26 protein-coding genes are annotated in these 24,768 nt (G+C 68.6%); 5 read left to right on the forward strand and 21 right to left on the reverse strand.

What is annotated here, in order from left to right; genetic code table 11:
• Positions 1-84 precede the first annotated feature (84 nt).
• The 13 genes from D2K64_RS01650 to D2K64_RS01705 form a co-directional block, all read right to left on the reverse strand.
• Complete coding sequence (locus tag D2K64_RS01650) at positions 85-1,440, reverse strand: MATE family efflux transporter (RefSeq protein WP_120006011.1); 1,356 nt, start codon at positions 1,438-1,440, stop codon at positions 85-87.
• On the reverse strand, positions 1,433-1,927 hold the full coding sequence (locus D2K64_RS01655) for a winged helix-turn-helix transcriptional regulator (RefSeq protein ID WP_120006013.1): 495 nt from the start codon (positions 1,925-1,927) through the stop codon (positions 1,433-1,435). The genes D2K64_RS01650 and D2K64_RS01655 overlap by 8 nt, the downstream gene beginning before the upstream one ends.
• A gap of 75 nt (positions 1,928-2,002) precedes the next feature.
• On the reverse strand, positions 2,003-3,493 hold the full coding sequence (locus tag D2K64_RS01660) for a carboxypeptidase M32 (RefSeq protein WP_120006015.1): 1,491 nt from the start codon (positions 3,491-3,493) through the stop codon (positions 2,003-2,005).
• Positions 3,490-4,149 carry an SURF1 family protein gene (locus tag D2K64_RS01665; protein ID WP_238383946.1) on the reverse strand — a complete coding sequence of 220 codons (660 nt, stop codon included), beginning with the start codon at positions 4,147-4,149 and terminating at the stop codon, positions 3,490-3,492. Before D2K64_RS01665 ends, D2K64_RS01660 begins: the two co-directional genes overlap by 4 nt.
• 106 nt (positions 4,150-4,255) lie before the next feature.
• A complete protein-coding gene (locus D2K64_RS01670) occupies positions 4,256-5,104 on the reverse strand; it encodes a cytochrome c oxidase subunit 3 (RefSeq protein ID WP_120006017.1) in 849 nt (282 codons plus the stop codon).
• Between the two features lie 117 nt (positions 5,105-5,221).
• On the reverse strand, positions 5,222-5,839 hold the full coding sequence (locus tag D2K64_RS01675) for a cytochrome c oxidase assembly protein (protein WP_120006019.1): 618 nt from the start codon (positions 5,837-5,839) through the stop codon (positions 5,222-5,224).
• Between the two features lie 33 nt (positions 5,840-5,872).
• A complete protein-coding gene (locus D2K64_RS24985) occupies positions 5,873-6,028 on the reverse strand; it encodes a hypothetical protein (protein WP_202910417.1) in 156 nt (51 codons plus the stop codon).
• A 4-nt stretch (positions 6,029-6,032) separates the two neighbouring features.
• A complete protein-coding gene (locus D2K64_RS01680; protein WP_370764181.1) occupies positions 6,033-6,986 on the reverse strand; it encodes a heme o synthase in 954 nt (317 codons plus the stop codon).
• Positions 6,987-7,003: 17 nt separating this feature from the next.
• Positions 7,004-8,599, reverse strand: coding sequence for a cytochrome c oxidase subunit I (gene ctaD, locus D2K64_RS01685; RefSeq protein WP_120006023.1), 1,596 nt, complete (start codon positions 8,597-8,599; stop codon positions 7,004-7,006).
• Positions 8,600-8,644: 45 nt separating this feature from the next.
• Positions 8,645-9,556 (reverse strand): cytochrome c oxidase subunit II, encoded by a 912-nt coding sequence (gene coxB / locus D2K64_RS01690; protein WP_120006025.1) that lies wholly within the window; start codon positions 9,554-9,556, stop codon positions 8,645-8,647.
• 242 nt (positions 9,557-9,798) lie between these two features.
• The gene (locus D2K64_RS01695) at positions 9,799-10,527 is read right to left on the reverse strand and encodes a class I SAM-dependent methyltransferase (protein ID WP_120006027.1); all 729 of its coding nucleotides are present in this window, start codon (positions 10,525-10,527) and stop codon (positions 9,799-9,801) included.
• A 77-nt stretch (positions 10,528-10,604) separates the two neighbouring features.
• The gene (locus tag D2K64_RS01700; RefSeq protein ID WP_120006029.1) at positions 10,605-11,498 is read right to left on the reverse strand and encodes a DMT family transporter; all 894 of its coding nucleotides are present in this window, start codon (positions 11,496-11,498) and stop codon (positions 10,605-10,607) included.
• A gap of 54 nt (positions 11,499-11,552) precedes the next feature.
• Positions 11,553-12,245, reverse strand: a complete 693-nt coding sequence (locus tag D2K64_RS01705) for an SIMPL domain-containing protein (protein ID WP_157985683.1) — start codon at positions 12,243-12,245, stop codon at positions 11,553-11,555.
• A 306-nt stretch (positions 12,246-12,551) separates the two neighbouring features.
• Here D2K64_RS01705 and D2K64_RS01710 point away from each other — a divergent pair, with 306 nt between their 5' ends.
• The 5 genes from D2K64_RS01710 to phnE (D2K64_RS01735) all read left to right on the forward strand — a co-directional run bounded on the left by D2K64_RS01710 (position 12,552) and on the right by phnE (D2K64_RS01735) (position 17,521).
• The gene (locus D2K64_RS01710) at positions 12,552-13,460 is read left to right on the forward strand and encodes a DMT family transporter (RefSeq protein WP_120006034.1); all 909 of its coding nucleotides are present in this window, start codon (positions 12,552-12,554) and stop codon (positions 13,458-13,460) included.
• 122 nt (positions 13,461-13,582) lie between these two features.
• Positions 13,583-14,431, forward strand: a complete 849-nt coding sequence (gene phnC, locus D2K64_RS01715) for a phosphonate ABC transporter ATP-binding protein (RefSeq protein ID WP_120006036.1) — start codon at positions 13,583-13,585, stop codon at positions 14,429-14,431.
• Positions 14,432-14,476: 45 nt separating this feature from the next.
• A complete protein-coding gene (gene phnD / locus D2K64_RS01720; protein WP_120006038.1) occupies positions 14,477-15,445 on the forward strand; it encodes a phosphate/phosphite/phosphonate ABC transporter substrate-binding protein in 969 nt (322 codons plus the stop codon).
• 332 nt (positions 15,446-15,777) lie between these two features.
• Complete coding sequence (gene phnE / locus D2K64_RS01730; RefSeq protein WP_120006040.1) at positions 15,778-16,671, forward strand: phosphonate ABC transporter, permease protein PhnE; 894 nt, start codon at positions 15,778-15,780, stop codon at positions 16,669-16,671.
• A gap of 1 nt (position 16,672) precedes the next feature.
• The gene (gene phnE / locus D2K64_RS01735; protein WP_238383947.1) at positions 16,673-17,521 is read left to right on the forward strand and encodes a phosphonate ABC transporter, permease protein PhnE; all 849 of its coding nucleotides are present in this window, start codon (positions 16,673-16,675) and stop codon (positions 17,519-17,521) included.
• A 69-nt stretch (positions 17,522-17,590) separates the two neighbouring features.
• Here the strand turns inward: phnE (D2K64_RS01735) and D2K64_RS01740 are convergent, their stop codons facing one another.
• From D2K64_RS01740 to D2K64_RS01775, 8 genes are all read right to left on the reverse strand, one after another.
• Complete coding sequence (locus D2K64_RS01740) at positions 17,591-18,139, reverse strand: GcrA family cell cycle regulator (protein WP_120006044.1); 549 nt, start codon at positions 18,137-18,139, stop codon at positions 17,591-17,593.
• A 174-nt stretch (positions 18,140-18,313) separates the two neighbouring features.
• Entirely contained in the window at positions 18,314-19,315 is a 1,002-nt protein-coding gene (locus D2K64_RS01745; protein ID WP_120006046.1) for an acetamidase/formamidase family protein, read from the reverse strand.
• A 51-nt stretch (positions 19,316-19,366) separates the two neighbouring features.
• A complete protein-coding gene (locus D2K64_RS01750; protein WP_120006048.1) occupies positions 19,367-21,235 on the reverse strand; it encodes an ABC transporter ATP-binding protein in 1,869 nt (622 codons plus the stop codon).
• Positions 21,236-21,293: 58 nt separating this feature from the next.
• Positions 21,294-22,283, reverse strand: coding sequence for a magnesium transporter CorA family protein (locus tag D2K64_RS01755; RefSeq protein WP_120006050.1), 990 nt, complete (start codon positions 22,281-22,283; stop codon positions 21,294-21,296).
• 64 nt (positions 22,284-22,347) lie between these two features.
• On the reverse strand, positions 22,348-23,097 hold the full coding sequence (mtnC, locus tag D2K64_RS01760) for an acireductone synthase (RefSeq protein WP_120006052.1): 750 nt from the start codon (positions 23,095-23,097) through the stop codon (positions 22,348-22,350).
• Positions 23,094-23,633 (reverse strand): 1,2-dihydroxy-3-keto-5-methylthiopentene dioxygenase, encoded by a 540-nt coding sequence (locus tag D2K64_RS01765; RefSeq protein WP_120006054.1) that lies wholly within the window; start codon positions 23,631-23,633, stop codon positions 23,094-23,096. Before D2K64_RS01765 ends, mtnC begins: the two co-directional genes overlap by 4 nt.
• On the reverse strand, positions 23,630-24,265 hold the full coding sequence (locus tag D2K64_RS01770; RefSeq protein WP_120006056.1) for a methylthioribulose 1-phosphate dehydratase: 636 nt from the start codon (positions 24,263-24,265) through the stop codon (positions 23,630-23,632). The genes D2K64_RS01765 and D2K64_RS01770 overlap by 4 nt, the downstream gene beginning before the upstream one ends.
• A gap of 202 nt (positions 24,266-24,467) precedes the next feature.
• Positions 24,468-24,725, reverse strand: coding sequence for a twin-arginine translocase TatA/TatE family subunit (locus D2K64_RS01775; protein ID WP_120006058.1), 258 nt, complete (start codon positions 24,723-24,725; stop codon positions 24,468-24,470).
• Between the last annotated feature and the right edge of the window lie 43 nt (positions 24,726-24,768).

The raw sequence follows: 24,768 nt of genomic DNA on the forward strand, positions 1-24,768 counted from the left end.
GCCGCCTCTTCCGCTGCCCTCCGGCCGGTGCGCCGGATCCATGAAAGTGAGGCATCCGTCAATGACGGCCGTCGTGCAAGGGGTCTACCCGCTGCCGTTCCCCGGCCACACCGCGGGTCGCACCGACAGGGCCGTCACCACGCCATAGGCCGTGATGCCGAGCGCCACGCCCAGGAAATGGCCATCCATGCCCAGGCCGAGCGGCTCCGCCAGCAGCCAGCCGCCGCCCACCGCGATGGTGATTCGACTGAGCGCCGCCAGCAATGGCCCGCGCATCCGCCCCGCCCCCATGGCCGCGAAGTACAGCGCCATGCCGAGGCCGAAGCCGCCAAAGGCCGGCCCCGTGAAGGACAGGCCGCGCGCGGCGATTGCCACCACCGCCGCATCGCCGCTGAAGACGGATGCGAAGCCATCCGGCGCCAGCCCGACCGCCATTCCGGCTAGGCCGGCGATGCCCAGGGTCAGCAGCCCGCCGGTCCAGGCGATGCGGCGGGCCAGCGGCCAGTCCCCGGCGCCGGCGGCGCGCCCGACCAGCGCGGTCAGCGCCGAGCCGACGCCGAAGGCCAGCGGGATCATCAGGAATTCGAGCCGTGCGGCGATGCCGTAGGCCGCCACGGCCGCGGCGCCATGGGAGGCGAGCTGGGCGGTGACCAGGATGGTGGTCAGGTTGGCGATCGCCGCCAGGGCGCAGGCCACCAGCCCCACTCCCAGGATGCGGCGGAACAGCGCCAGCTGCGGCCGGATGCGCAGGCGCGGCGCGAAGCCGGCGCCGCCGCGCAGGACCACCACCGCCATGGCCAGGGCAGCGACCCAGAAGGCCAGGGCGAAGCCGAGGCCGAGGCCGGGAAGGCCGAGGCCGGCAGGCTCGGCCAAGGCCCAGCCCAGCACCGGGAAGCCGATCCAGGCCAGCGCCAGCACCCGCGCCGCCAGGGCATGCCGCGCGCTGCCGCGCAGCACGGAGGCCAGGGTGTTGGCCAGCCAAGCCGGCACTGCCCCGGCGCCGAACAGCCAGGCGGAATAGCCGGACGCCGCCTCGGCCGCGGTCGGCGAGATCCATCCCAGCAGGGTGCGCGGCATCAGGCCGAGCGTCAGCGCGAACGCCGCCGCCGCCGCCAGCGCGATCAGCACCGCATGCAGCACCAGCGCGGCCGCTTCCGCCGGGCGGCCACCGCCCAGGGCGCGCGCCACGGAGGAAACCACGCCGCCGCCCATGGCGCCGGCCGACATCTGCTGCATCAGCAGGGCGAAGGGCAGCACCACGGCCCAGCCGGCCAGCGCCGCGGTGCCCTGGCGCGCCGCCAGCCAGGTTTCGCCCAGCTGCGCCGCCACCTGCAGCAGCGCAACGACGCTGGTGGGCCCGGCCAGCGCCAGGATCCGGCGCAACAGCGCCGGCAGCGGCTCGACCGCCGGCTGCGGCAGAATGGCGGCCGCCTCATTCATGAGGACGATCTCCGCTGCCGAACCGGGCGTGCAGCGTGGCCCCGGCACCGGGGCCGGGACGGACCCGCACATCCTCGGGCGCCAGGGGAGCACCGGATCGCCCGGTCAGCGGCGGAGACACCACCTCGGCGCCGGTCGCGGCCTCCACCAGCAGGATGGGCGGGCCATCGGAATCGGCCATCCAGCGATCCGCCCAGCGCTTCAGCGCGATGTAGGCGGGGAAGAAGTCGCGGCCCTTCTCCGTCAGGTGATAGGCTTGGCGGCCGCCGCTCTCAGCCGGCGCGCGCTGCAACAGCCCGTGCTCCACCAGGCGCGACAACCGCGCGCTCAGGATATTGGGCGCGATGCCGAGGTTGCGCGCGAAGGCGTCGAACCGGGTAGTGCCATAGAAGGCTTCCCGCAACACCAGCAGCGCCCATCGCTCGCCGAGCACGGACATGGAGCGCGCCACCGGGCAGCGCATGCGGGTGAAGTCGGTCTGCACCATGGCGCCGCTCCTCGAGTGACTTGCATCATGCAAGCACTGGAAGCTTGCATGATGCAAGTCAGCATCGTGGGGTCGTCAGAGGTAGCGGTCAGTCAGGTGAGCGGTGAAGTCGGCCGGATCGAGCGGCTTGCCGGTGGCCTCCCGCAGCAGGTCCTGGAAGCCGAGGCGCGAGCCCTGCCCGTGCACATGCAGCCTGAGCCAGCCCAGCAGAGGCGCCATGTCCCCGTGCGCCAGCGCGGCATCCAGGCCCGGCACCGCGATGCGCGCCGCCCGCATCAGCTGCGCCGCCGCCATCGCCCCCAGCGTGTAGGACGGGAAATAGCCGAAGGCGCCGTCGTACCAGTGGATGTCCTGCAGGCAGCCGCGCGCATCGTCGGGCGGCGTCAGGCCAAGCAGCCGGGCGAAGCCATCGTTCCAGGCGCCGGGCAGATCGGCCACGGCCAGCTCACCGCCGATCAGCGCGCGCTCCAGCCGGAACCGCAGGATCACATGGGCGGGGTATGTCAGCTCATCCGCCTCGACGCGGATGAAGCCGCGCTGCACCCGGCGCCACAGCCGCGCCAGGTTTTCCGGCGCGTAGGCCGCGGCATCGCCGCCGAAGGCCGTGGAAAGCTTCGGGCCCAGGAAGCCCAGGAAGGCATCCGAGCGGCTGGCCTGCATCTCGATGATCAGGCTCTGCGATTCATGCGCCGCCATGCCGGCGGCCTCGCCCACGGGCTGGCGGGCTCGGGCGTCCGGCAGGCCGCGCTCATACAGGGCATGACCGGTTTCGTGCAGCACGCCGAGCAGCGCCTGGGCAAAGGCGGCCGGATCGTAGCGCGTGGTGATGCGCACGTCGCTCGGCGTGCCGCCGCAGAACGGGTGGAGGCTCTCATCCAGCCGGGCATGGTTGAAGTCGAGCCCCGCCCGCCCGGCCATCTCGCGGCACAGGGCGCGCTGCACCTCCACGGCAAAAGGCCCCTGCGGCTCGATGGCGGGTGGAAGCCGGGCCTGCCGCTCCTCGGCGCGCGGCAGGGCGTCGCGCAGGAAGGCCTCGTAGGCGTCGAAGATCGGCTCCACATTCGCGGCGCCGATGCCGCGCTGGAAGCCTTCCATCAACGCATCATAGGGTGACAGGCCGGTGGCCGCGGACAGTGCCGCCGCTGTTTCCCGCTGCAGCTTCACCACCTCCGCCAGATAGGGCGCAACGCGGGTGAAATCGGAGGCGGCGCGCGCTTCGCGCCACACCGTCTCGCAGGCCGCATTGGCGCGGGCGCTGTTCTCCACCAATGCGGTGGGCAAGGCGGTGGCTCGGGCCTGCGCGTGGCGCATCAGCGCGAGGTTGGCACCGTCCCACCGACCATCGGCCGTCGCCTCGGCCAGATCGGTGGCCATGCCGGGATCGACCATCAGCTCATGCGACAGGCCGGCCAACGTCGCCAGCTGCTCGCCGCGCGCGGCGGCACCGCCCGGCGGCATCACCGCCGAAGCATCCCAATGCAGCATCGCCTGCGCCTCCCCCAGCACGGCGATGCGGGCGAAACGGGCCTTGAGGCGCTGATAGGCGGCGTTGCCGGCGTCGGTCATGCGTTCGGCTCCTTGAGGCGGATACGGGCCCAGGCGATGAACACGCCCACCAGCGCCAGCGCCAGGCCGTACCAGGTGACCACGTAGCCCAGGTGGTTGTTGGAGGGGCGCGGCAGGGAGCGGGCCGGCTGCGGCAATCCGTCCGTCACGCCCGAGACCACCACCAGCCCGAAAGGCGCCACCTGCGGCAAGCCGAGCGCGGCGCCGATCACCGCCGTGTCGAAGGTGTAGAAGCGGCGGCGTGCGGCGTCGTCCGTGGCGGCAAACAGGCTGGCCGATTCGCTGGGGCGGAGGTAGCCCTCGACCCGCACCTCCCCCTCAGGGTGGCTGACCGGCGACGTGCTCTCCAGCGGCACCCAGCCGCGATTCACCAGCAGCGGCGGACCGTTTGCGCGTTGCAGCGGCACCACCAGATGCCCGCCCAGGATGGTGCCGCGCACCTCCAGCCCCAGCAGGGCCTCCCGGTCGTGCAGGAAATGCCCGGTGGCGAACACCTTGGTCCAGGGCTTCGGCGAATCATTGAGGGGGATCGGCGGGCCGGCCTCCGCCGCCGCGAACTCCGCCAGCAGCGTGGTCTTCCATTGCAGGCGCTGCACCTGCCAGGTGCCGAGTCCGAGCAGCACGACCAGAACCGGCAGCACAACCAGAACGGGCACCAGGAGCCGGCGCCAGGAGCCCCGCTGCGGGGCGGTGGGGGAGGTCAGGCAGTGATCCTCCAGGGGGAAGGCACCCGCGTCAGTGCGGCGGGTACCCGGCCCATGCTCAGTGTGCGGTGGGACCGGCACCGAGAACGTAGACGCAGACGAACAGGAACAGCCACACCACGTCCACGAAGTGCCAGTACCAGGCCGCGGCCTCAAAGCCGAAATGGCGCTGTGGCGTGAACTGCCCGGCACGGGCCCGGAACCAGCATACCGCCAGGAAGATGGTGCCGACAATGACGTGGAAGCCGTGGAAGCCGGTCGCCAGGAAGAACACTGAGGGATACACACCGCCGCCGGAGAAGGCGAACGGGGCCTCGGAATATTCCACGGCCTGGAAGAAGGTGAACAGCAGCCCGAGCAGCACCGTCAGGCCGAGGCCTTGCAGCATGCCCTTGCGGTCGCCTGCCAGCAGCGCGTGGTGCGCCCAGGTCACCGTGGTACCGGACAGCAGCAGGATCAGCGTGTTCAGCAGCGGCAGGTGGAACGGGTCGAAGGTGGTGATGCCGGCCGGCGGCCACACGGCCTGGGCGGCGCCCGACACATGCTCGGGGTACAGGGCGAAGTGGAAGTAGGCCCAGAAGAAGGCCACAAAGAACATCACCTCGGAGGCAATGAACAGCATCATGCCGTAGCGCAGGCCGAGCCGGACCACCGGCGTATGCAGGCCGGGGGTACGGGCTTCCCGCACCACGTCGCGGAACCAGAAGAACATCGAGACCAGCACGCCGAGCAGGCCGACGCCGAACACCCAATGGACGTTGTTGTGCGCGAACAGGATGATGCCGAACAGCATCATTCCCGCGGCGAGCGAAGCCACCATCGGCCACGGGCTGGGCTCAACCAGATGGTAGGGGTGCTTGTTGGGGGGCGGAATGTCCGCTTCCACTGTCATGTTGCTACTCGCCATGGCACTTCCCGGTTCCGCTTCAGAAGGACTCGAACTTCGCATTCGGGGCCAACCGGCCCGACGACACCATTGTGCCGGATTTCATCGATTCCGAAAACCCGGGCTCGATCAAGCCTCTCACGGGCGCTGCACGGCGCTTTGCTTGCCGACATGCGGCCCCGCCTTGGCCAGCGCCCCCGCCCTCTCGGCATCCGCCAGGGTGCGGAAGAAGGTGTAGCTGAGCGTGATGGTCCTGATGTCGCGCGTGTTGGGATCATCCGCGATCTTGGGATCGATCCAGAAGGACAGCGGCATCTCGACCCGTTGGCCGGCCTGCAGCGTCTGCTCATCGAAACAGAAGCAGTGCACCTTGTGGAAATAGGGGCCAGCTACCTCCGGCGTCACATTATAGGTGGAGATGCCGGTGGACGGGCCGGCAGCCCGGCTTTCCGCGGTGTAGAAGGCCATCGCGTCCTGGCCGGACACCACCTGCATGCTGTTCTGCCCCGGCTGGAAGCTCCAGGGCAGGCCGGGATGGGTGTTGGCATTGAACCGGACGGTCACCGACTTGCCGGCGATGCCCGGGGCCGCAGCACCGCCGATCTGCGGCGTGCCGCCATACCCCGTGACGGAACAGAACAAGGTGTAGAGCGGCACCGACGCGAAGGAGAGCGCCAACATGCCGCCGCCGATCAGCAGGGCGCCGGTGGCGACCTTGCGGTTGCGACGAGCCAGATCGGGATTCAGGCCAGGCATTACGTTGCTTCTCCCCTGCTGGTCACAACTGGCTCAGTTCACCTGCATACGCGCGACGGCGATGAAATAGAACAATCCCACCAGGGCCAGAAGCGACAGGAACACCGCCCAGTTGCGGCCGCGCCGCCGGCGGAGAAAGGCGCGCTTCTCCGCCTCCTTCATGTCGGCAGAGCTATCGGATTCAGCCATGGGATCAGACGCTCCGGGCCAGCACGTCCACTGCCAGGGCAGCAAACAGCACGAACAGGTAGAGGATCGAGAATTTGAAGCCGGCCCGCGCGGGAGCATCCTGGGTCAGGCTGCGGCCCTCGGCATCCTGGCGGTCCTGCTTCACCTTCCACATTGCCCAGAGGAACCAGGCGCCCAGCCCCATCGCCACGGCACCATAGGCCCAGCTCGCCATGCCGATCAGCGTCGGCAGCAGGCCAAGTGGGGCCAGCAGCAGCGAATACAACCAGATCTGCCGGCGGGTCTCGCGCGCGCCGGACACCACCGGCAGCATCGGCACCCCTGCCCGCTGATAATCGCCGGAGGCGAACAGCGACAGCGCCCAGAAATGCGGCGGCGTCCAGAAGAAGATGATGGCGAACATCACCACCGCTTCCAGCGACACGCTGCCGGTCACGGCGGCCCAGCCGATCATCGGCGGAAAGGCGCCCGCGGCCCCGCCGATGACGATGTTCTGCGGCGTCCGCCGCTTCAGCCACATGGTGTAGATGAAGACGTAGAACGCGATCGATCCGGCCAGAACGGCGGCGGCCACGACGTTGGTGGCCAGACCCATCACCAGCACCGAGGCCAGGGCCAGGAACACGCCGAAGCTGAGCGCCGCCTGTGGGCGCACCCGGCCAGCCGGGATGGGGCGGTTCTGGGTGCGCCGCATCACCGCGTCGATATCGCGGTCGTACCACATGTTGATGGCGCCCGACGCCCCGGCGGCGATGGCGATGCACAGGATGGCGGAGCCGGCCAGAACAGGATGGAGGTGGCCAGGTGCCACCAGCAGGCCAACGAGCCCGGTAAACACCACCAGCGACATGACCCGTGGCTTCAGCAGCGCGATCCAGTCACGCACGTCGCTCAGGTCAAGCTGCTCGGATAAACCGAGGGGGGCCGTGGCCCCCCTTTTCATCGCACTGTCGCTCACGCTTTGTCCCGCCAGGATCAACGGATGCGGGGCAGCTCATCGAAGGTGTGGAAGGGCGGAGGCGAGGAAACCTGCCATTCCAGCGTCGTGGCGCCCTCGCCCCAGGGATTGGCCGCAGCCACTTCCTTGCTGGTGAAAGTCCGCCAGCACACATACAGGAACACCACGAAGGACGCCACCGAGATATAGGCCCCCACGCTCGCCACCATGTTCCAGCCCGAGAAAGCGTCGGGGTAGTCGGGATAGCGACGCGGCATGCCCTGGGCACCCAGGAAGTGCATCGGGAAGAAGGTCAGGTTCACGCCGATGAAGGTCATCCAGAAATGGATCTGGCCCCAGAACTCCGGATACTGCTTCCCACTCATCTTGCCGATCCAGTAGTAGAAACCGGCATAGATCGAGAACACGGCGCCGAGTGACAGCACGTAGTGGAAGTGCGCCACCACATAGTAGGTGTTGTGCAGGATCACGTCGACGCTGGCATTGGCCAGCTTCACGCCCGACACGCCGCCGACGGTGAACAGGAAGACGAAGCCGATGGCGAACAGCATGGGCGTCGTGAAGCGGATGGAGCCGCCCCACATGGTCGCGATCCAGGAGAAGATCTTGATGCCGGTCGGCACCGCGATGACCATGGTCGCCGCCATGAAGTAGGCCCGCGTGTCCACCGAGATGCCGGAGGTGAACATGTGGTGCGCCCAGACCACGAAGCCGACCACGCCGATCGCCACCATGGCGTAGGCCATGCCGAGATAGCCGAAGATCGGCTTGCGGCTGAAGGTGGACAGCACGTGGGAGATGATGCCGAAGCCCGGCAGGATCATGATGTAGACTTCGGGATGGCCGAAGAACCAGAACAAGTGCTGGAACAGCACCGGATCACCACCACCGGCCGGATCGAAGAAGGCCGTGCCGAAGTTGCGGTCGGTGATCAGCATGGTGATCGCGCCGCCCAGGACGGGCACGGACAGCAGCAGCAGGAAGGCGGTCACCAGCATGCCCCACACGAACAGCGGCATCTTGTGCAGCGTCATGCCCGGGGCACGCATGTTGAAGATGGTGGTGATGAAGTTCGCCGCGCCGAGGATCGAGCTCGCACCCGCCAAGTGCAGCGCGAACAGCGCCATGTCGACGCCCATGCCGGACTGATAGGTGCTGTTCGACAGCGGCGGATAAAGCGTCCAGCCCGTGCCCGCACCGCCGACGAACAGGCTGCCCACGGCCAGGATCAGCGCCGGCACCAGCAGCCAGAAGGAGATGTTGTTGAGGCGCGGGAATGCCATGTCCGGCGCACCGATCATGATCGGCACGAAATAATTGCCGAAGCCGCCGATCAGCGCCGGCATGATGACGAAGAACACCATCACCACGCCATGCGCAGTGACGGCCACGTTCCAGGCCTGACCGTCGGCGAAATACTGCAGGCCGGGGCTGGCCAATTCCAGCCGCATCAGCAGCGACAGCCCGACACCGACCAGCGCCGCGGCAACGGCGAAGATCAGGTAGAGAATGCCGATGTCTTTGTGGTTGGTGCTGAAGAACCAGCGCGCCACGAAGCCCGGCGTGTGATCATGATGATCGTGAGTGTGATGCGTGTCTGACGCGGTCGCCATTGTTGTCCGTCCGTCCCGCTCTTTTGTCGTCCCCGAGTCCGCCGCTTACCGGGCCACTGCCGCAGCGGCGTCCGCCACCTTGGTCGGCGTCGGCGCCGGGGTGGCCGGGCCTTCCGCCGAGAAGCGCTGGCGGGCTGAGGCCACCCAGCTGTCAAATTCGGCCTGCGGCACCGCTTTTACAACGATCGGCATGAACCAATGATTCTGGCCGCAGATCTGATTGCACTGGCCATAGAAGGTGCCGACGCGGTCGGCCCGCATCCAGGTCTCCAGCGTGCGGCCGGGAATGGTGTATTTCTGCACGCCCAGGCTGGGCACGAAAAAGCTGTGAATCACGTCCTGCCCAGTGGTGATGATGCGGATGTCCTGCCCCACCGGGATCACCATTGGCTCGTCGACCGCCAGGTTGCGCAACTGGTCGGGCTTGAGGTCGGCCTCCTGCACGGGATAGCTGTCGAAGGCGAAGTTGCCCTGCTCAGGATAGGCATAGTGCCAGTACCACTGCCGCCCCGTGACGTTCACCGTCAGGGCCGGATCCGGCGCGCGATCTTCGTAATAGATCAGCCGGAAGGACGGGATGGCGATCACCAGCAGGATCAGAACCGGGATCACCGTCCAGGCGATTTCCAGCACCGTGTTGTGGCTGGTGCGCGACGGCACCGGATTGGCCGAGGCCCGGAACCGGTAAACCACCCAGACCAGCAGGATGCCCACGAACGCCGTGATGATGACCATCAGCCACAGCACGAGGCTGTTGAAGTCGTGGATGGCTTCCTTGATCGGCCCGGCGGCGGGCTGCAGGTTCACGCCCCAATTATGTGGCGCTCCCACCATGGCAGGGCCACCCTCGGCAGCCGCCGGCTGAGCCAGAGCGGACGCCCCCTGCATCAAAGAGGCCACGGCCACCGCGAGGGTGGCCAGCAAACCTGCGAAGCGCGAAACCGTCTTCCGCCGCATTCCCTATCCCGTCCGCTCATCATTCTGTCACCCGGACCGGGTCCGGATGCCGGCGCTGGTGCGCCGATTCGGTCCAGGCGGGCCGCACCGCGCGGCCTGCCCTTCAACCCTCCTCCTCGGCCAGCCCGGCCGATGGAGTCCTGTGCACGACCATAGTCGCGTGGTGCATTGCCGCACAAGGGACGGCGGCCCCGATTGAGACCCTGGATGGATGATCCCGCCCTTCAGGCGGCTCCGCCGGATCAGGCGGCTGCCTGCTCCGGAACAGCCAGCAGGTTCGGCACGGCATTGCGCAGGTGTACCAGCGTGAACAGCCCGGCCGGCGGGCAGGGCTGGATGGCCTCCACCTCGATGGTGCGGCTGTCGAACAGGTCACTGAAGGCAAAATCTGGATGCCAGCCCAGCACGCGCGACAAGGGCGCCATGGTCCGCTCCACCCACCAGCGAGGCCCACCTTCGGCGGCGAAGTGGTTCACGAACAGCAGGTGGCCGCCGGGACGCACCACCCGCTGCATTTCCGTCAGCAACCGCTTGGCATCGGGCACCACGCTGGCAGTGAACATGGCCACGGCGATGTCGAAGGAGCCGTCGGCAAAGGCCATCGACTCCGCATCCATCTCCAGCAGCCCGTCGACATGCGACAGCTGCTCCTGCTCCACGCGCTCGCGCGCCTTCAGCAGCATCTCACGCGACAGGTCGATACCGGTGACATTCTTTTCGCGGCGGTAGCGCGGCAGGGCGAGGCCCGTGCCGACGCCCACCTCCAGCACGCGGTTGCCGGGCAGCCGGTTCACCGTTGCCACCGCACGGCGGCGACCGGGCGACGACACGCCACCGAACAGGGCGTCATAAACGCCCGCCCAGCGACGATACGCATCCCGCACCGATTCCGCATCCAGAGCCGCGCGCGGGTGATCCCGCAGCGCCTGATCAACCGCCTGATCGCGCGGTGTTCCGAGTGTTGTGGCCATTCCCTGTCCTCGCGCCCGCATTCCGCTACCCGCTCCCCGCCTTTGGCGCAAGCGCCTGACTGTTGCGCCGCAACCGTTCAGCCCCGCTCCACGAGATTCCCGTTGCCACGCTGGCGCTGGGGCAGCGCCACCAGCACCCCGCCCAGGGTGATGATGGCAGCGCCGATCCAGGTGAAGCGATCCGGGGCGTGGCCGAACACCAGGAAGGAAGCGAGCATCGCCCAGATCAGTTGCGAATACGTCATGGGTGCCAGCACGCTGGCCGGTGCGCGGGCAAAGGCCAGCACCAGGAAGCCGTGCCCGATCGCGCCCAGCGCGCCGATCACCAGCAGCCCGGCCCAGCCCCATCCGCTGGCTGGCGCCTGCCACACGAAAGGTTGTGCGAGTGCCGTGGCCAGCGCCGCGGCGATGCCGGTGTGCAGAATGGTGGTGTTGGGTTCGTCCACCCGCGCCAGTCGCCGCGTCAGGATCTGGTACACCGCGTAGAAAAATGCGGTGCCGAGCGGCAGCATGATGGCCCAGTGCGGTGCCTCGCCTCCGGTCAGAAAGGGCGGCCGCAGCGCCACGGCGACGCCCACCAGGCCGATGCCGACGCCGAGCCAACGGCGCGCGCCCACCGACTCGCCCAGCCACAGCGACGCCATGGCCACGGTGAACAAGGGTGAGGCGAAGTTCACCGTCGTTGCATCCGACAGGGACACCCTGGCCAGTGCCAGGGAGAACAGCAGGTTGGCGCAGCAGAGGCACAGGCTGCGGACTGCCTGCAGCCAGGGTGCTCGGCTGCGCCAGGGCAGCCGGCCGGTGAACAGCCGCAGCAACAGCGCCACCAGCATCACGTGAACGGCGAAACGCGCGAACATCAGTTGCGGCACGGGGAAACTGGCCGTCAGCACCTTCACGATAGTGTCCATGGCCACGAACAAGGCGATGGCGACCAGTTGCAGTGCGATGCCGATGAGGGTGGCGGACATGTGGCGGCATCTTGGCAGGCTGGCGGCGGGTGGCAATCCGCCGCCGGCGTGAACTCAGCGGCGCAGCAGAAAGGAGGCTTCGGCCGTAGCGCTCACCATTTCAGGCTGCGGCGCCGAAACCGGCGGCGGCGCGGCCTCGGCCCGAGCCGCCATCATCGGCGCGGCGCGGAAGCGTGGCGTGCCATTATCTGGCGCGTCCAGGCGCAGCTCGCGCAGTTCCGCGACCTGCAGGCCCAGTTGTTGCGCCACCGCCTCGGCCCGCGCCCGCAGCGCTTCCACCGCCAGCCGCCCGGCTTCCTGGCGCGCTTCCAGCCGCTGCGTGCGGGACAGGGACCAGCCCATGCCGTCCATCACCAGCCCCTGCCCCTGGAGCGCACCGGCCAGCTCCAGCAGCGGGCCGGGCTCGGTGCCGCGCAGGGTCAGGCTCTGGCTGGCGAGCCAGGTGCGCTCCTTCTCCTGCCGCGTGGTCCAGTAGCCGCCGGTGCTGGCCTGCACCCCCTGCACTGCGCGGGCCGCCGCCAGCGCCGCCGTCATGCGGCTGTTCACCTGGGCCTGCACGGTGCGCGAATCGGCACCCCGCGCCTCCGCCCGCAAGGTGGCGCTGACTTCTTGCGGCGTGCGCTCCACCTCCGCGGTTTCCGACAGCATCAGCACCGTGCCACTATCCTGGGCCCGCGATGCGGCCGGCAGAAGACTGGCGCAGACCAGGGCGCCGGCCAGCCAGGCCGAGATCGAGCTTGAACGCATGCGAGCCTCCTCCGACAATCCCGCTCCACCTATCAGCCATGGCCACCGAGGGGAAATGGCGGCAGCCGCAGCCCTTCCACTGCCGCGGAGTCGCATGACCCCAGCCGAACGCCTGCCCGACCCCGCCCCGGCGCGCCCGTCTGAGCTTCCGGTGGAAGGTCGCCGCGCCACCCGAGCCGGGATGCTGCCCGGGCGGCCCGGCGCCCACGCCGTCAGGCAGACCCACCATGCCGCCGGCCTGCGGGGCTACGAACCATGGGCTGAAGCCTGGCCCACCTCCTTCGGCCAAGGCTGAGACACCTGACCATGCCGCTCTGGATCGCCGTTACCCTCGCCGCCGCCCTGTTCCAGACCTGGCGCACCGCCATGCAGCAGAAGCTGCGCGGCCAGCTTTCGGTCAATGGCGCCGGCGTGGTGCGCTACCTCTACGGCGTGCCGTTCGGCCTGCTGCTGCTCGGAACCTATGCCGCCGCGACCGGGCAATGGGCGTTGCCGGGCGCGGGCCTGCTGTTTCTGGCGTTCTGCATCGCCGGCGGGCTGGCGCAGATCCTGGGCACCAACCTGCTGATCATGGCGTTCGGCGCGCGCGGTTTCGCCGTCGGCACCGCCTATGCCAAGACCGAAGCGGTGCAGGGCGCCGTTCTGGCGCTGATCCTGCTGGGCGAGCAACTCTCGCCGCTGGCCTGGACCGGCATCGCCATCGGCGTCGCGGGGGTGCTCTATCTTTCGGTGGCGGGGAAGCAGGAAGGCGTCGGCGGGCTGCTGCGCGCCGCGGCGCAGCCGGCGGCGCTCTACGGCCTCGGGGCCGGGTTGGGCTTCGCGCTTTCGGCCATCCTGATCAAATCGGCCAATCTGGCGCTGGAACATCCCGACCCGGTGCTGCGCGCACTGGTGTCGCTGGTGGCGATCAATACGCTGCAGACCCTGATGCAGGGCGGCTGGCTGGCCTGGAGGGAGCCGGACCAGTTCCGCGCCGTGTTCGCCACCTGGCGCAACAGCCTGCCCGTCGGGGCGCTCTCCGCCTGCGGCTCGGCCTGCTGGTTCACCGGCTTCGCCCTCGCCCCGGTGGCGCTGGTGCGGGCGCTCGGCCAGACGGAGATCCTGTTCACGCTGCTGTTCAGCCACTTCTACCTGAAGGAACGGCCGAAGCCGGCGGAGATCGCCGGCGCGCTGATCGTGGTGCTGGGGGTGGTGCTGGTGCTGCTCGGCCGCTGACGGACCGCCAGCTTCAACAGGCTTGTCACCCCGCCGTCATCGGAGCGTCACGGAGGTGCTCTATACGCGCCGCAGCCGGACGGGCCGAAAGGTGGCGCACGGTGGACGGAAAAGGGAAGCATATGCTTCAGCTGGAGAACCTCACCCGCCGCTTCGGCGCCACCACCGCCGTGGATGGCGTCGGCCTGGCCATTCCGGCCGGGCAGATGGTGGGCGTGATCGGCCGCTCCGGCGCTGGCAAATCCACCCTGCTGCGCATGATCAACCGGCTGACCGATCCGTCCTCCGGCCGCATCCTGCATGATGGCGCCGATGTCACCGCGCTGCGCGGCCAGGCCCTGCGCGACTGGCGCACCGCCTGCGGCATGATCTTCCAGCAGTTCAACCTGGTGCCGCGCCTCGACGTATTGACCAACGTGCTGGTCGGGCGGCTGAACCACCATCCGGGCTTCGGCGGCACGCTGGGGACCCTGTTCAAGCGCTTCCCCGCGGCCGAGCGCGCCATGGCGCTGGAGGCGCTGGAGCGGCTCGGCCTCGCCGACCAGGCGCTGCAGCGCGCCGATACCCTGTCCGGCGGCCAGCAGCAGCGCGTCGCCATCGCCCGCGCCCTGCTGCAGCAGCCGCGCATCATCCTGGCCGATGAGCCGATCGCCAGCCTCGACCCCGCCAACGCTCGCACCGTGATGGAAGCGCTGCGCGATGTGAACCGGCGAGACGGCCTGACCATCCTCTGCAACCTGCACCACCTCGACACCGCCCGCCATTATTGCGACCGCATCGTCGCTATGCAGGCCGGGCGCGTGATGTTCGACGGCGCGCCCGCCGCCCTGACCGGGGCCCGGGTGCGAGAGATCTACGGCGTGTCGGAGGAAGAGTTCGACAGCATGGCGGCCGCCGAGCCTTCGGTCGCGGCCGAAGCACCGCCGCCGCAGCCCGCCCGCGCCGCGAGGCAGCCTGCCCTGACCGCCTGAAGCCCGAACGGCGCCCGCCCTGGGCGTCCTCCAGGAGAGAACCCGATGATCACCCGCCGTTCCCTGGCCGCCTTTGCGGCCGGATCCCTGATGCTGCCTGCCGTCCTGCGCGCCCAGCAGCCTTCCGCCACCATGCCGGCCGCCGGCAAGCGCCCCTGGGCGAGCGAGGTGCCGCAGATCCGCGTCGGCCTGCTCGGCGGCGAGAACGAGGCCGATCGGCTCGGCCGCTGGGACAATTACCGCAAGCTGATCGAGGAAACCTTCCAGGTGCCGACGCGCCTGTACCCGGCGGCCGACTATGCCGGCGTGATGCAGGCCTTCGCGGCAAAGCAGATCGAGTGCTCCTCCATGGGCGCGTCGGGCTATGCCGGCACCTGGCTCGACACCAATGGCGGCGTCGAGCCGCTGGTGGTGCCGCGCGAGCAGGACGGCTCCATCGCCTACATCTCCGTGATGATCGTCCGCAAGGACAGCGGCATCACCAGCCTGGAGCAGATGAAGGGCAAGTCCCTGGCCTGGGCCGATCCGAACTCCACCTCGGGCTACCTGATCCCGCGTTCCGAGCTGCGCGGCCAGAACATCGACATCAACAGCTACTTCTCCCGCACCGGCTTCGCCGGCGGGCATGAGCAGGCGGTCGTCGCCGTGCAGCAGAAGCAGTACGATGGCGCCGTGACCTGGGCCTCCGGGCAGGGCGACGAGGCGCAGGGCTTCACCCGCGGCAATCTGCGCTCCATGGTGGAGAAGGGCATGCTCAACATGGATGACATGCGCATCATCTGGAAGTCTCGCCCGATCCCCAACGGGCCGCTGGTGGTGCGCAGCGATCTGCCCGCCGGCTTCAAGGCGGATTTCCGGCAGTTCCACCTGGCGCTTCCCACGGCGCACAAGGCCATCTACGAGCAGATCGAGCGTGGCGGCGGCCAGGGCTATGCCGAGGTGACGCACGACATGTTCGCGCCGATCGTGCAGCTGCGCCGCGAGGAAGCCGCCGAGCGCCGCCGCCGGTCCTGAGTCCGGCGGCCGAGGGTCGGGGGAACCTTCCCCCGGCCCTTTTCTCCGCCTTACGCCTGCACTCATCGCACGCCGCGCGGTCGAGACCGAGCACACGCCGCTCCACCGCCGCCTTTTTCCGGCGCTCGCCGCTGCAGGCCTGCCGCCGTTGACCCAGGCCCAAGCCCAGGCCCGAGCGCCGCGATGAAGACAGTCCTGAAGCAGTTCTTCCTGGCGCCGCCGCAGGCGCATCCGGGCATCGTCCGCCAGATCAGCCGCGGCACGCCGACTACCAGATCTTTATTGACCTCAGACGAGAGGAGGCGGTGGCCCGGCGCCGCCGCGGATAACGCATGCAGGCCATTGCGATGAGTTCCGCCGTCGCACAGGGCGAGGCCGCCTACCAGGCGCTGCTCCGTCAGCGGCGCAATGCCGGATTGCTGGGCCTGGTCCTTCTGCTGGGCTGTCTGGTGCTGGCGGGATGGGTCAGCGAGTTCAGCCCGGCGGCTCTGCTCGCGGGGGCGCCGCGCATCGGCGAGTATTTCGGCCGCATCCTGCCTTCGCTGCAATGGGCCCAGCTTTTCGCCGGCGCGGACAGCGAGGGTAGCCTCGCCTTCTGGTTCTACCGGCTGGATTCCTGGCTGCTGCTGTTGTTCCAAACAGCACAGATGGCGGCGCTGGCGACGCTGAGCGGCGCGGCGGTCGGGCTGCTTCTGGCCTTCCCCGCCGCCCGCAACCTCGCCCCTTCCCCGTGGCTGCACCAGCTGACGCGGCGCGGGCTGGAAGCGACCCGCACCGTACCGGAGATCGTCTACGCCCTGATCTTTGTCTGGGCCTTCGGCGTCGGCCCGCTGGCGGGCATCCTGGCCATCGCCATCCACACCACCGGCGCGCTCGGCAAGCTGTTCTCCGAGGTGATGGAGAACGCCGAGATGCAGCCCTGGGACGGGCTGCGGGCCTCCGGCGCCAATTGGTCACAGGCCTGCCGCTTCGCCATCCTGCCGCAGGTGGCGCCCAACCTGCTGAGCTACGCGCTTCTGCGTTTCGAGATCAACGTGCGCGGCGCCAGCGTCATCGGCTTCGTCGGTGCCGGCGGCATCGGGGCGGAGCTGTATCAGGTGATCGCCTTCAATTACTACGAGGAGATCAGCGCCCTGGTGCTGCTGATCGTGCTGGCGGTGATGCTGATCGACCTCGTGTCCGATCGGCTGCGCCACCGCATCACCCATGTCGCGGGAGCACGCTGAGATGAGCGGATCGACGATCGACGCCTGGCGCACCCGCCTCCCGCAGGCCTTTGGCACGACGCGGGGGCAGCGCGCGCTGCGCTGGCTGGGCGGCGCGGTGTTTCTGGCCTGGCTGGTCTGGTCGTTCTGGCTGTTCGACATCACCCCGCAACGTTTGTGGAACGGCTTGTCCGGCCTTGCCACCATTGTACGGCTGATGGTGCCGCCGAGCCCGGGCGAGCTGTGGTTCGATATCCTGAAGGGCATGGCCGAAAGCGTTGCCATGGCTTTCCTGGGAACCGTGATCGCGGCGCTGATCGCCGTGCCGCTCAGCTTCCTGGGTGCGCGCAACATCCTGACGGTGACGCTGCTGCGCTTCTCCGTGCGGCGATTGTTCGATGGCATCCGCGGCGTCGACCAGCTGATCTGGGCCTTGGCCTATGTTCGCGCGGTGGGCCTCGGTCCGTTGGCCGGCGTGCTCGCCATCATCACCAGCGACCTCGCCGTGCTGGCGAAGCTGTATGCCGAGGCGATCGAGAACGCCGACAAGCGGCAGGCGGAAGGTATCCTGGCCTCGGGCGGCAGTCGGCTGCAGGCGATCCGCTACGGCATCCTGCCGCAGGTGCTGCCGGTGATGATCGCCCAGGCGCTGTATTTTTTTGAAAGCAACACGCGCTCCGCCGCCATCCTCGGCGTAGTTGGTGCCGGCGGCATCGGGCTGCAGATCGCGGAACGCATCAAGGTGCGCCACTGGGATGAGGTCGCCTTCATCATCCTGCTGATGGTCGTGACCGTCGCGGCGATCGATCTGGTTTCAGGCCAGCTGCGCCGGCGGCTGATCGGCCGCCGTCACGCCGCCGCCCCTCTCTAAGCCCCGAAAACCGACGGGGCGCTTCCGAAAGGAAGCGCCCCGCGAAGGCCGCATGAAAAGCGGCAGATGTCAGGCGGCGTCGTCGCGACGGTCCCGCGCCTTCACATAGGCGATGGAAGCGTGTTCCGGGCAGTAAGGCTTCCCGCTGATGGCCTCGGCGGTGCAGAAGCGGAACTCGGGGGTTCCCGGCTCGCCGATCGGCCAACAGCAGGATCGTCCGCCCATCCGCTGGAACGGGCGCACCACCGCGGTGGGTTGCGGTGCGCGGCGAGGCGGTGTCGGCGGACGCGCCGCGGCCAGGGACGCGGCGGAGGCGATCGGCTTGCTGGCAGGCGCCAGCGTGGCCACAGGCATGACCGGCGCGGCCGGGCGGGCCGCGGGGACCGGAAGTGCTTCCTTGGCGGTTGCTGCGGGTGACGCCGTCACGGCAGGCCTCGCGCCGGAAGCCGCCTCGGCCTCGCGGCGAATGGGGCTCGGCCGTGCCGGCAGGTTCAGCCGATGGGCCTTGCCCACCACCGCGTTCTTGGAGATGCCCATCCGGCGGCCGATCTCTGCGGTTGAATGACCTTCAGCCCAAAGCGCCCTGAGCGCTTCGATTGCCTCTGCTGTCCAGTCCATCGCCCGTCTCCGCCTTTAATACCAGATACGGTAGTTAATGCGCGGGGATAGGCACAAGATGCAGGTCCTGGCGCGACTCCGAAAAAGCTGTGGAAAACCGTGATGCAAGGGAAAACCTCCGCATGGAGCGAAGAAAAACTTCGCGTCACTGCACTACGGTTGTGGTGCCGGATCTTAGAACAGCAACCCTTTACGCAATAGGCCATGCACGCCTTTTTCGCCATTCACCGTCTGTGTCACCCGGAAATCCACGGCCAGTGAGCAAAACTGATACGCTTCCGCTGCCGACAGATGCGCATGTGCGACGATGAACGCGATCATCTCGCGCAGCGCCTGCTTCATCGCCATGCCGAGATCCTCGTTGATGCCCATGCTGATGAAATGCGTCGGCGTTTCGGCGCGCGGAAAGCGCAACACGGGTTGGCGTGCGCCGCCGCCCTTGATCAGCGACAGGCGAAACGTCCCGGTCAGGCACATCTCCAGCGCCGTGACGCAGACTTCGCCATCGCCCTGCACGCCATGCCCATCTCCGGCGCTGAACAGCGCGCCCGCCGTGTGCACGGGCAGAAACAGCGTGCTGCCGGCCACCAGCTCCTTGTTGTCCAGGTTGCCGCCATGCGCGCGCGGCTCCTTGGTGGAGATCTGTCCCCACTCCATCGGCGGTGCCACGCCCATCACGCCGAAAAAGGGCGACAAGGGCAGCGTCAGCATTGCTTCACCGTCGCGGCCGCGTTCCGGACCAAAGGGCAGTCGGCAGGTGTTGGCGGCGCGGTCCACGGGAATATGGATCAGCCGGCGATACGGAAAATCCTCCGGCAGCGTGCCAACCAGCGGGCGGAAATGATTATAGCCCCAATCGGCACCAAGCTCGACCGCCTCGATGTCGATGCGCAGGGCATCGCCCGGCTCCGCCCCCGCCACCGCCACGGGGCCGGTCAGCATGTGGGGCCCGAGGCGCTGCAGGCGTCCCGCGGCCACCGCCTCGTGGATCGCTGCCAGCTCGGGCGGCACGACGAGGCCGCTGGAGGGCGGCGGCATGATCTCGGCCGGGCCGGAGACGCTTTGCAGCACCACCGCATCGCCGGATGCCACGGTCAGCACTGGCGCGAACTGCGCGTCAAAGGCACCAAAGCGAACCGTCTCCGGCGTGGCCTTCACATGATGGGTGGCGGGCATGCGGCATCTCCTGCTGGGGCGACCGAGCATCCGCCCCCATGCGCCCGGCGGTCAACCATCGCCGAGGAAACCGCCGGATTGCCGGCGCCACAGCCGCGCGTAGACGCCATCCCGTTCCAGCAGCGCGGCATGGGTACCCTGCTCGACGATGCGGCCGCGCTCCAGCACCACGAGGCGGTCCATGCTGGCCAGGGTGGAAAGGCGGTGCGCAATGGCGATCACCGTCTTGCCGGCCATCAGCTGGGCGAGTTGTCCCTGGATCGCCGCTTCCACCTCGGAATCCAGCGCCGAGGTTGCCTCGTCCAGCACCAGGATCGGCGCGTTCTTCAGCAGCACGCGGGCGATGGCGATGCGCTGCCGCTGCCCGCCCGACAGCTTCACGCCGCGCTCTCCCACTTGCGCGTCGAAGCCGCTGCGGCCGCGCCAGTCGCGCAGCTCGGCGATGAAATCCTCTGCTTCGGCCTGGCGCGCCGCGGCCAGGATGTCCGCCTCGCTCGCGTCCGGGCGGCCATAGCGGATGTTGTCGCCCACCGAGCGATGCAGCAGCGCGGTGTCCTGCGTCACCACGCCGATGGCGCCGCGCAGGCTTTCCTGGGTGACGGTGGCGATGTCCTGTCCATCCACCAGGATGCGGCCGGATTGCGGGGTAAAGAAGCGCAGCAGCAGGTTGGTGGCGGTGGTCTTGCCGGCGCCGGACTGGCCGACGAGCCCGACCCGCTCGCCCGGCCGGATGTCGAGATCGAAATCCTGCAGCACACCGCGGCCGCCGGCATAGGCGAAGCTGACATGCTCGAAGCGCACCGCGCCGCGCGTCACCCGCAACGGCTCCGCGCCGGCAGGATCGGGCGCGGTGGGCGGCACGGCGATGGAGCGCGTGGCTTCCTGCACCACGCCGATGTTCTCGAAGATGGACGCGACGTTGAACGCCACCCAGCCGGAGATGTTGGCCATCTGGAACGCCATCGGCAATGCCGTGGCGACGATTCCGACCTCGATGCGGCCGCTGTTCCAAAGCCACAGGGACAGCGTCGCCATGGATACCAGCATCACCGCGTTCAGCGAGGACAGCAGCAGCGCGTTGAGCGTGATCATGCGCATCTGGCGCTGGAAGGCGCTGGTCAGGCCGAGCAGACCCTCGCGCACGAACGCGTCCTCCTGCTCGGCGCGGGAGAACAGCTTCAGCGTCAGGATGTTGGTGTAGCTGTCGACGATGCGCCCGGTCAGCAGGCTGCGCTGCTCGGAAGCGGCACGGGCGCGATCCCGCAGGCGGGGCACGATGAAGCGCAGCAGCGCGCAATAGCAGGCGAACCAGACCAGGATCGGCAGCGCCAGGCGAGGGTCGGCGGCGGACAGGTAGATCACCGCGCCGGTGCCGTAGACCAGGATGTACCAGACGGCGTTGATCGACTGCACCATGCTCTCGCGCAGCGCCGGCCCCGCCTGCATCACGCGGGTGGCGATGCGCCCGGCGAAATCCTCCTGGAAGAATGCCCAGCCCTGCCGCACCACGTGCCAGTGGCTCTGCCAGCGGATCAGCGAGGTGACGGTGGCATTGATCGCCTGCTGCCCGACCAGGTTCTGCGACAGAACGGCCAGCGGCCGCAGCACCAGCACCGCCGCGGCCATGCCGAGCAGCAGCGGCCAGCGCTCGCTGAACAGCGTGCCGGGGGCGTGTTCCGACAGCAGCGACACCAGCCGGCCGATGATCACGGGGATCATGCCATCCAGCAAAGCGACGGCCAGCCCCGCCAGGAACAGCAGCCCGAACAGCGCCCGCGCCTGGCGGATGAAGTACCAGTAGAAAGCCAGCAGGCCGTCTGGCGGCGGTGCCTCGGGCACCGGCACGCCGAAGGCACGGCTGGCGGGAACGCCGGGCGGCGCCACGGGGTCGATGAAGCGCTCGAAGAGTCGGAAGGCCATGCGCGGGATCGCAGGCCCGCCACCGTCCGGTGTCAAGCTTGGACGTCCGGCGGACAGCCTACAGCCAGCCCTTGCGCTTGAAGTACAGGATCGGCAGCACCGCGCTGATCACCATCACCAGCAGCGCCGCGGGGTAGCCGAAGCGCCATTGCAGCTCCGGCATAAGCTCGAAATTCATGCCGTAGATGCTGGCCACCAGGGTCGGCGGCATCAGCGCCACGCTGGCCACCGTGAAGGTCTTGATGATGCCGTTCTGGTCGATGTTGATGATGCCGAGCACCGCGTCGAGCAGGAAGTTGGCCTTGTTGTTGAGAAAGGCCGCATGTTCCACCAGCGAGCGGACGTCGCGCATCAGCGTCTTGATGGTGACCTTGTTTTCCTTGCGGACAAAAAAATCCTTCTCCGCGCTGACATAGGTGAGGATGCGCGTGAGGCCGAGCAGCGTCTCGTTGGCGCGGCTGGTCACCTCACCCACTTGACCAAGCGCGATCAGCACGTCCTTCATCTGGGCGTCCCGCGCCTTGACCTTCACCTTGGGCTGCGAGCGGGCGCTGCTGAAAGCGGAGCGGCTGGCGCGGTCCATGTCGGCGCCGACCCGCTCCAGCACATCGGCCAGCCGGTCCACGACCTGCTCGAACTGGGCCAGCATGGTGCCATCGGGGCTGGTCAGCAGCCCCGGCATTCGCAGCGCGCGGGAGGCGAAGGCGCTGAACGCCTTGGGCGTGGCATAGCGAACCGTGATTAGGCAGCGGGCATTGATCACGAAGGTGATGGCGGTGGAGCCGAACTCCCCTTCATCCACGCCGTACAGGAAGGGCGCGGTGAGGAACAGCGTATCCTCCTCGCGGTACAGGCGGGAGGAACTCTCGATCTCCTGCATCTCCTCGCGCGTCGGCATCTCCAGCGACAACGCATCCTGCACCGCCCGCTCCTCCTCCCGGCTGGGAGACAGCAGGTCGATCCAGACCGCCTGGCGCAGCGCCTCCGGCTCGGGGATGCCCTCGTGCCGGACCGTCCGGCCGTCGCGCACGGTGTAGATCGTCATCATGCCGCGCGGACTCCCGGCAGAGGTGAAGGCTCAGGGATGTGGAATGCCCGGACGGGCGAGGATCTCAGGCGGCCTCGCCCTGCGACAGGCGAGGCACGGGTAGGCCAAAAGCCACGGCGACGCCAGGGAAATCCGCGGCCTGCGGATGCCGGCCGGACGCCACCGTGCCATCTTCCGACCGGACGAGCTGGCAGGTGGCATATCCCGCAGTTTTTGCCGCATCCAGCTCCTCCGCCACATCGGACAGGAACAGGATGTCGTCGGATGGCAGCGCCAGCCGCTCGGCGATGGCGGCATAGCTGGCCGCTTCCCGCTTGCCGCCCATCGCGGTGTCGAAGAAGCCGCCGAACAGGCCGGTCAGGTCACCCGCCACCGAATGGCCGAAGATCAACTTCTGCGCCGCCACCGAGCCGGAGGAATACACGTTCAACCCGATCCCGGCCCGCGCCCAGGCGCGTAGGCAGGGCGCCACGTCCGGCCACAGATGGCCGGTGATCTCGCCGCTGGCGTAACCGGCCCGCCACATCAGCCCCTGCAGCGTCTTCAGCGGGCCGACCTTGGCATCCTCGGCCATCCACCGGCGCAGCGCGGCCCGCGGATCCTCGCCCGCCCCGGCGGCCCGGCGCACGGCGGTCAGGCAGGCCACCACCTCCGGGTCGTCGGCATGCGCATCGAGGAAGCCATCGAGCGACCGTTCGGCGAAGGGGAACAGCACGTCCTTGACGAAGGCGATCGAGGTGGTGGTGCCCTCGATGTCGGTCAACACGGCGCTGACCGGCACCGGAGACGCGGTGCCGGAGCGCAGCCCGCTCATCCGATCACCGCCGGAAAGCGCTCGGAGATGTCGGTGCCGGTGTAGTGCGGCGTCCAGCCGGTGGTGTCGGTGAAGATGCGCAGCGCCGTCACCCGCGGCTCCGTGCCGGCATCGAACCAGTGCTGGGTGTCGGCCGGCACACTGATCAGGTCACCGCGCGTGCAGTGCGCGTCATAAACCTTGCCGCCGACATGCATGATGAAGTTGCCGCTGCCCTCATGGAAGAAGCGCACTTCGTCCTCGGTGTGGGTATGCTCCGACAGGAACTTGGCGCGCAGCGCATCCTTCTGCGGATGGCTACTATCCAGCTTGATCACGTCCGCCGTGCCGGCATTGGTGCCGGCCATGAAGCTGTTGAGCTGCGGGCGGTAGGCTTCCAGCACCGCCTCCGCCGAAGCGCCTTCCGCAAGCTCGGCGACCGGCCAGCGCTCGAAGCGCACGCCGATCGGCGCCAGGGCGCGGGCGATCTGATCCGGATCGCTGCTGCGCAACTCCTCGGTTCCGGTGGCGGCATCCTTGATGGTCAGAAGGCTCATCGTTCCCTCTCCTTCCAATCCTGCAACTCGCATTCCAGCATGAATTCGAGCGCCTCCAGCCGAGCCAGGGCGCCGTCCATCGTCTCCGCCCATACATAGATGCCGTGGCCACGGATCAAGTACCCGGGGGGAATCGCCTCACCCGCTCCCGCCATGGCACCCCAGCGCCTCTCCAGGCCCCGCTGCATGCGCGCGATGTCCTGGTCGTTCGGCACCACGGGCACGCTCACCGCCGCATCATGCGTCGGCAATCCGGGAAATGCCTTCAGCAATTCATAACCCTGCAAGACGATCGCCTTCCCGGCCCGGCGCGACAGCACGGTATTGGCAATCGAATGTCCGTGCAGCACGGCACGTGCCTCGGGAAAGCGGCGGTAGATGCCGCAGTGCAGCAGGGTTTCGGCGGAGGGCCGCAGTGCCGGATCCTCCGGCAGCCCCTCCCCATCCACCACCATCGCATGTTCCGGGCCGAGGAAGCCCTTGTGGACGCCCGAACGGGTCACGGCGATGCGCCCGCCCGGCAGCCGCAGCGAGAAATTGCCGGCGGTGGCCGGCACCCAGTTGCGAAGGTCCAGCCGGTGGCCGGCGGCGATGATGGCGGCGATGGCGGCGTCGGGGATCGGCTCAGGCATGCGTCCGGGTTCCGGGAAGGTCGTGCGGGGCCCCGCCGGCCATAGCGCAGCGTCCCGCATAGGACCAGCGGCGTTTCGGTGACGCTGTGAGGGGGGGCGGACACACAAAGGGCCAGCGCACGGCTTCGCCGTGCCTGACCCTTTACAGCCTCAAACCTTCCGGGCCCATCGCCTCCGCGGCAAAGCCCGGCCGGCTCGCGACTCAGGCCGCCGGATGCGAAGAGTTGGAGGTCTTCGGCTCGGTGCTCGGCCGCGCATGCGGCGCGGGTCCGGAGATGTTGCCGGCCGGCGGCGAATCCGCTGCCATCGAGGCATCGTCGTCATCTTCCTTCATGTTCTTCTTGAAGGATTTGATGCCCTTGGCGAGGTCGCCCATGAGCCCGCTGATCTTGCCACCGCCGAACAGCAGCAGGACCACGAGCAGCACAACAAGCCAATGCCAGACGCTGAAGGAACCCATAGCCCAAGCCTCGATCCAATAAGGCGACCAGCCTCCCCTGACG

The organism is Teichococcus vastitatis, assembly GCF_003604215.1.
In the GTDB taxonomy this organism is placed as follows: Bacteria; Pseudomonadota; Alphaproteobacteria; order Acetobacterales; family Acetobacteraceae; genus Pseudoroseomonas; species Pseudoroseomonas vastitatis.

Bases quoted from the DNA above. Each gene is read 5' to 3' on its own strand.
- phnE (WP_238383947.1), top strand. From the start codon at position 16,673: ATGAGCGGATCGACGATCGACGCCTGGCGCACCCGCCTCCCGCAGGCC.
- D2K64_RS01740 (WP_120006044.1), bottom strand. From the start codon at position 18,139: ATGGACTGGACAGCAGAGGCAATCGAAGCGCTCAGGGCGCTTTGGGCT.
- D2K64_RS24985 (WP_202910417.1), bottom strand. From the start codon at position 6,028: ATGGCTGAATCCGATAGCTCTGCCGACATGAAGGAGGCGGAGAAGCGC.
- D2K64_RS01770 (WP_120006056.1), bottom strand. From the start codon at position 24,265: ATGCCTGAGCCGATCCCCGACGCCGCCATCGCCGCCATCATCGCCGCC.
- phnD (WP_120006038.1), top strand. From the start codon at position 14,477: ATGATCACCCGCCGTTCCCTGGCCGCCTTTGCGGCCGGATCCCTGATG.
- D2K64_RS01710 (WP_120006034.1), top strand. From the start codon at position 12,552: ATGCCGCTCTGGATCGCCGTTACCCTCGCCGCCGCCCTGTTCCAGACC.
- D2K64_RS01670 (WP_120006017.1), bottom strand. From the start codon at position 5,104: ATGGCGAGTAGCAACATGACAGTGGAAGCGGACATTCCGCCCCCCAAC.
- D2K64_RS01775 (WP_120006058.1), bottom strand. From the start codon at position 24,725: ATGGGTTCCTTCAGCGTCTGGCATTGGCTTGTTGTGCTGCTCGTGGTC.
- ctaD (WP_120006023.1), bottom strand. From the start codon at position 8,599: ATGGCGACCGCGTCAGACACGCATCACACTCACGATCATCATGATCAC.
- mtnC (WP_120006052.1), bottom strand. From the start codon at position 23,097: ATGAGCGGGCTGCGCTCCGGCACCGCGTCTCCGGTGCCGGTCAGCGCC.
- phnC (WP_120006036.1), top strand. From the start codon at position 13,583: ATGCTTCAGCTGGAGAACCTCACCCGCCGCTTCGGCGCCACCACCGCC.
- D2K64_RS01750 (WP_120006048.1), bottom strand. From the start codon at position 21,235: ATGGCCTTCCGACTCTTCGAGCGCTTCATCGACCCCGTGGCGCCGCCC.
- D2K64_RS01765 (WP_120006054.1), bottom strand. From the start codon at position 23,633: ATGAGCCTTCTGACCATCAAGGATGCCGCCACCGGAACCGAGGAGTTG.
- D2K64_RS01660 (WP_120006015.1), bottom strand. From the start codon at position 3,493: ATGACCGACGCCGGCAACGCCGCCTATCAGCGCCTCAAGGCCCGTTTC.
- D2K64_RS01655 (WP_120006013.1), bottom strand. From the start codon at position 1,927: ATGGTGCAGACCGACTTCACCCGCATGCGCTGCCCGGTGGCGCGCTCC.
- coxB (WP_120006025.1), bottom strand. From the start codon at position 9,556: ATGCGGCGGAAGACGGTTTCGCGCTTCGCAGGTTTGCTGGCCACCCTC.
- D2K64_RS01700 (WP_120006029.1), bottom strand. From the start codon at position 11,498: ATGTCCGCCACCCTCATCGGCATCGCACTGCAACTGGTCGCCATCGCC.
- D2K64_RS01755 (WP_120006050.1), bottom strand. From the start codon at position 22,283: ATGATGACGATCTACACCGTGCGCGACGGCCGGACGGTCCGGCACGAG.
- D2K64_RS01675 (WP_120006019.1), bottom strand. From the start codon at position 5,839: ATGCCTGGCCTGAATCCCGATCTGGCTCGTCGCAACCGCAAGGTCGCC.
- phnE (WP_120006040.1), top strand. From the start codon at position 15,778: ATGCAGGCCATTGCGATGAGTTCCGCCGTCGCACAGGGCGAGGCCGCC.
- D2K64_RS01705 (WP_157985683.1), bottom strand. From the start codon at position 12,245: ATGCGTTCAAGCTCGATCTCGGCCTGGCTGGCCGGCGCCCTGGTCTGC.
- D2K64_RS01745 (WP_120006046.1), bottom strand. From the start codon at position 19,315: ATGCCCGCCACCCATCATGTGAAGGCCACGCCGGAGACGGTTCGCTTT.
- D2K64_RS01650 (WP_120006011.1), bottom strand. From the start codon at position 1,440: ATGAATGAGGCGGCCGCCATTCTGCCGCAGCCGGCGGTCGAGCCGCTG.
- D2K64_RS01695 (WP_120006027.1), bottom strand. From the start codon at position 10,527: ATGGCCACAACACTCGGAACACCGCGCGATCAGGCGGTTGATCAGGCG.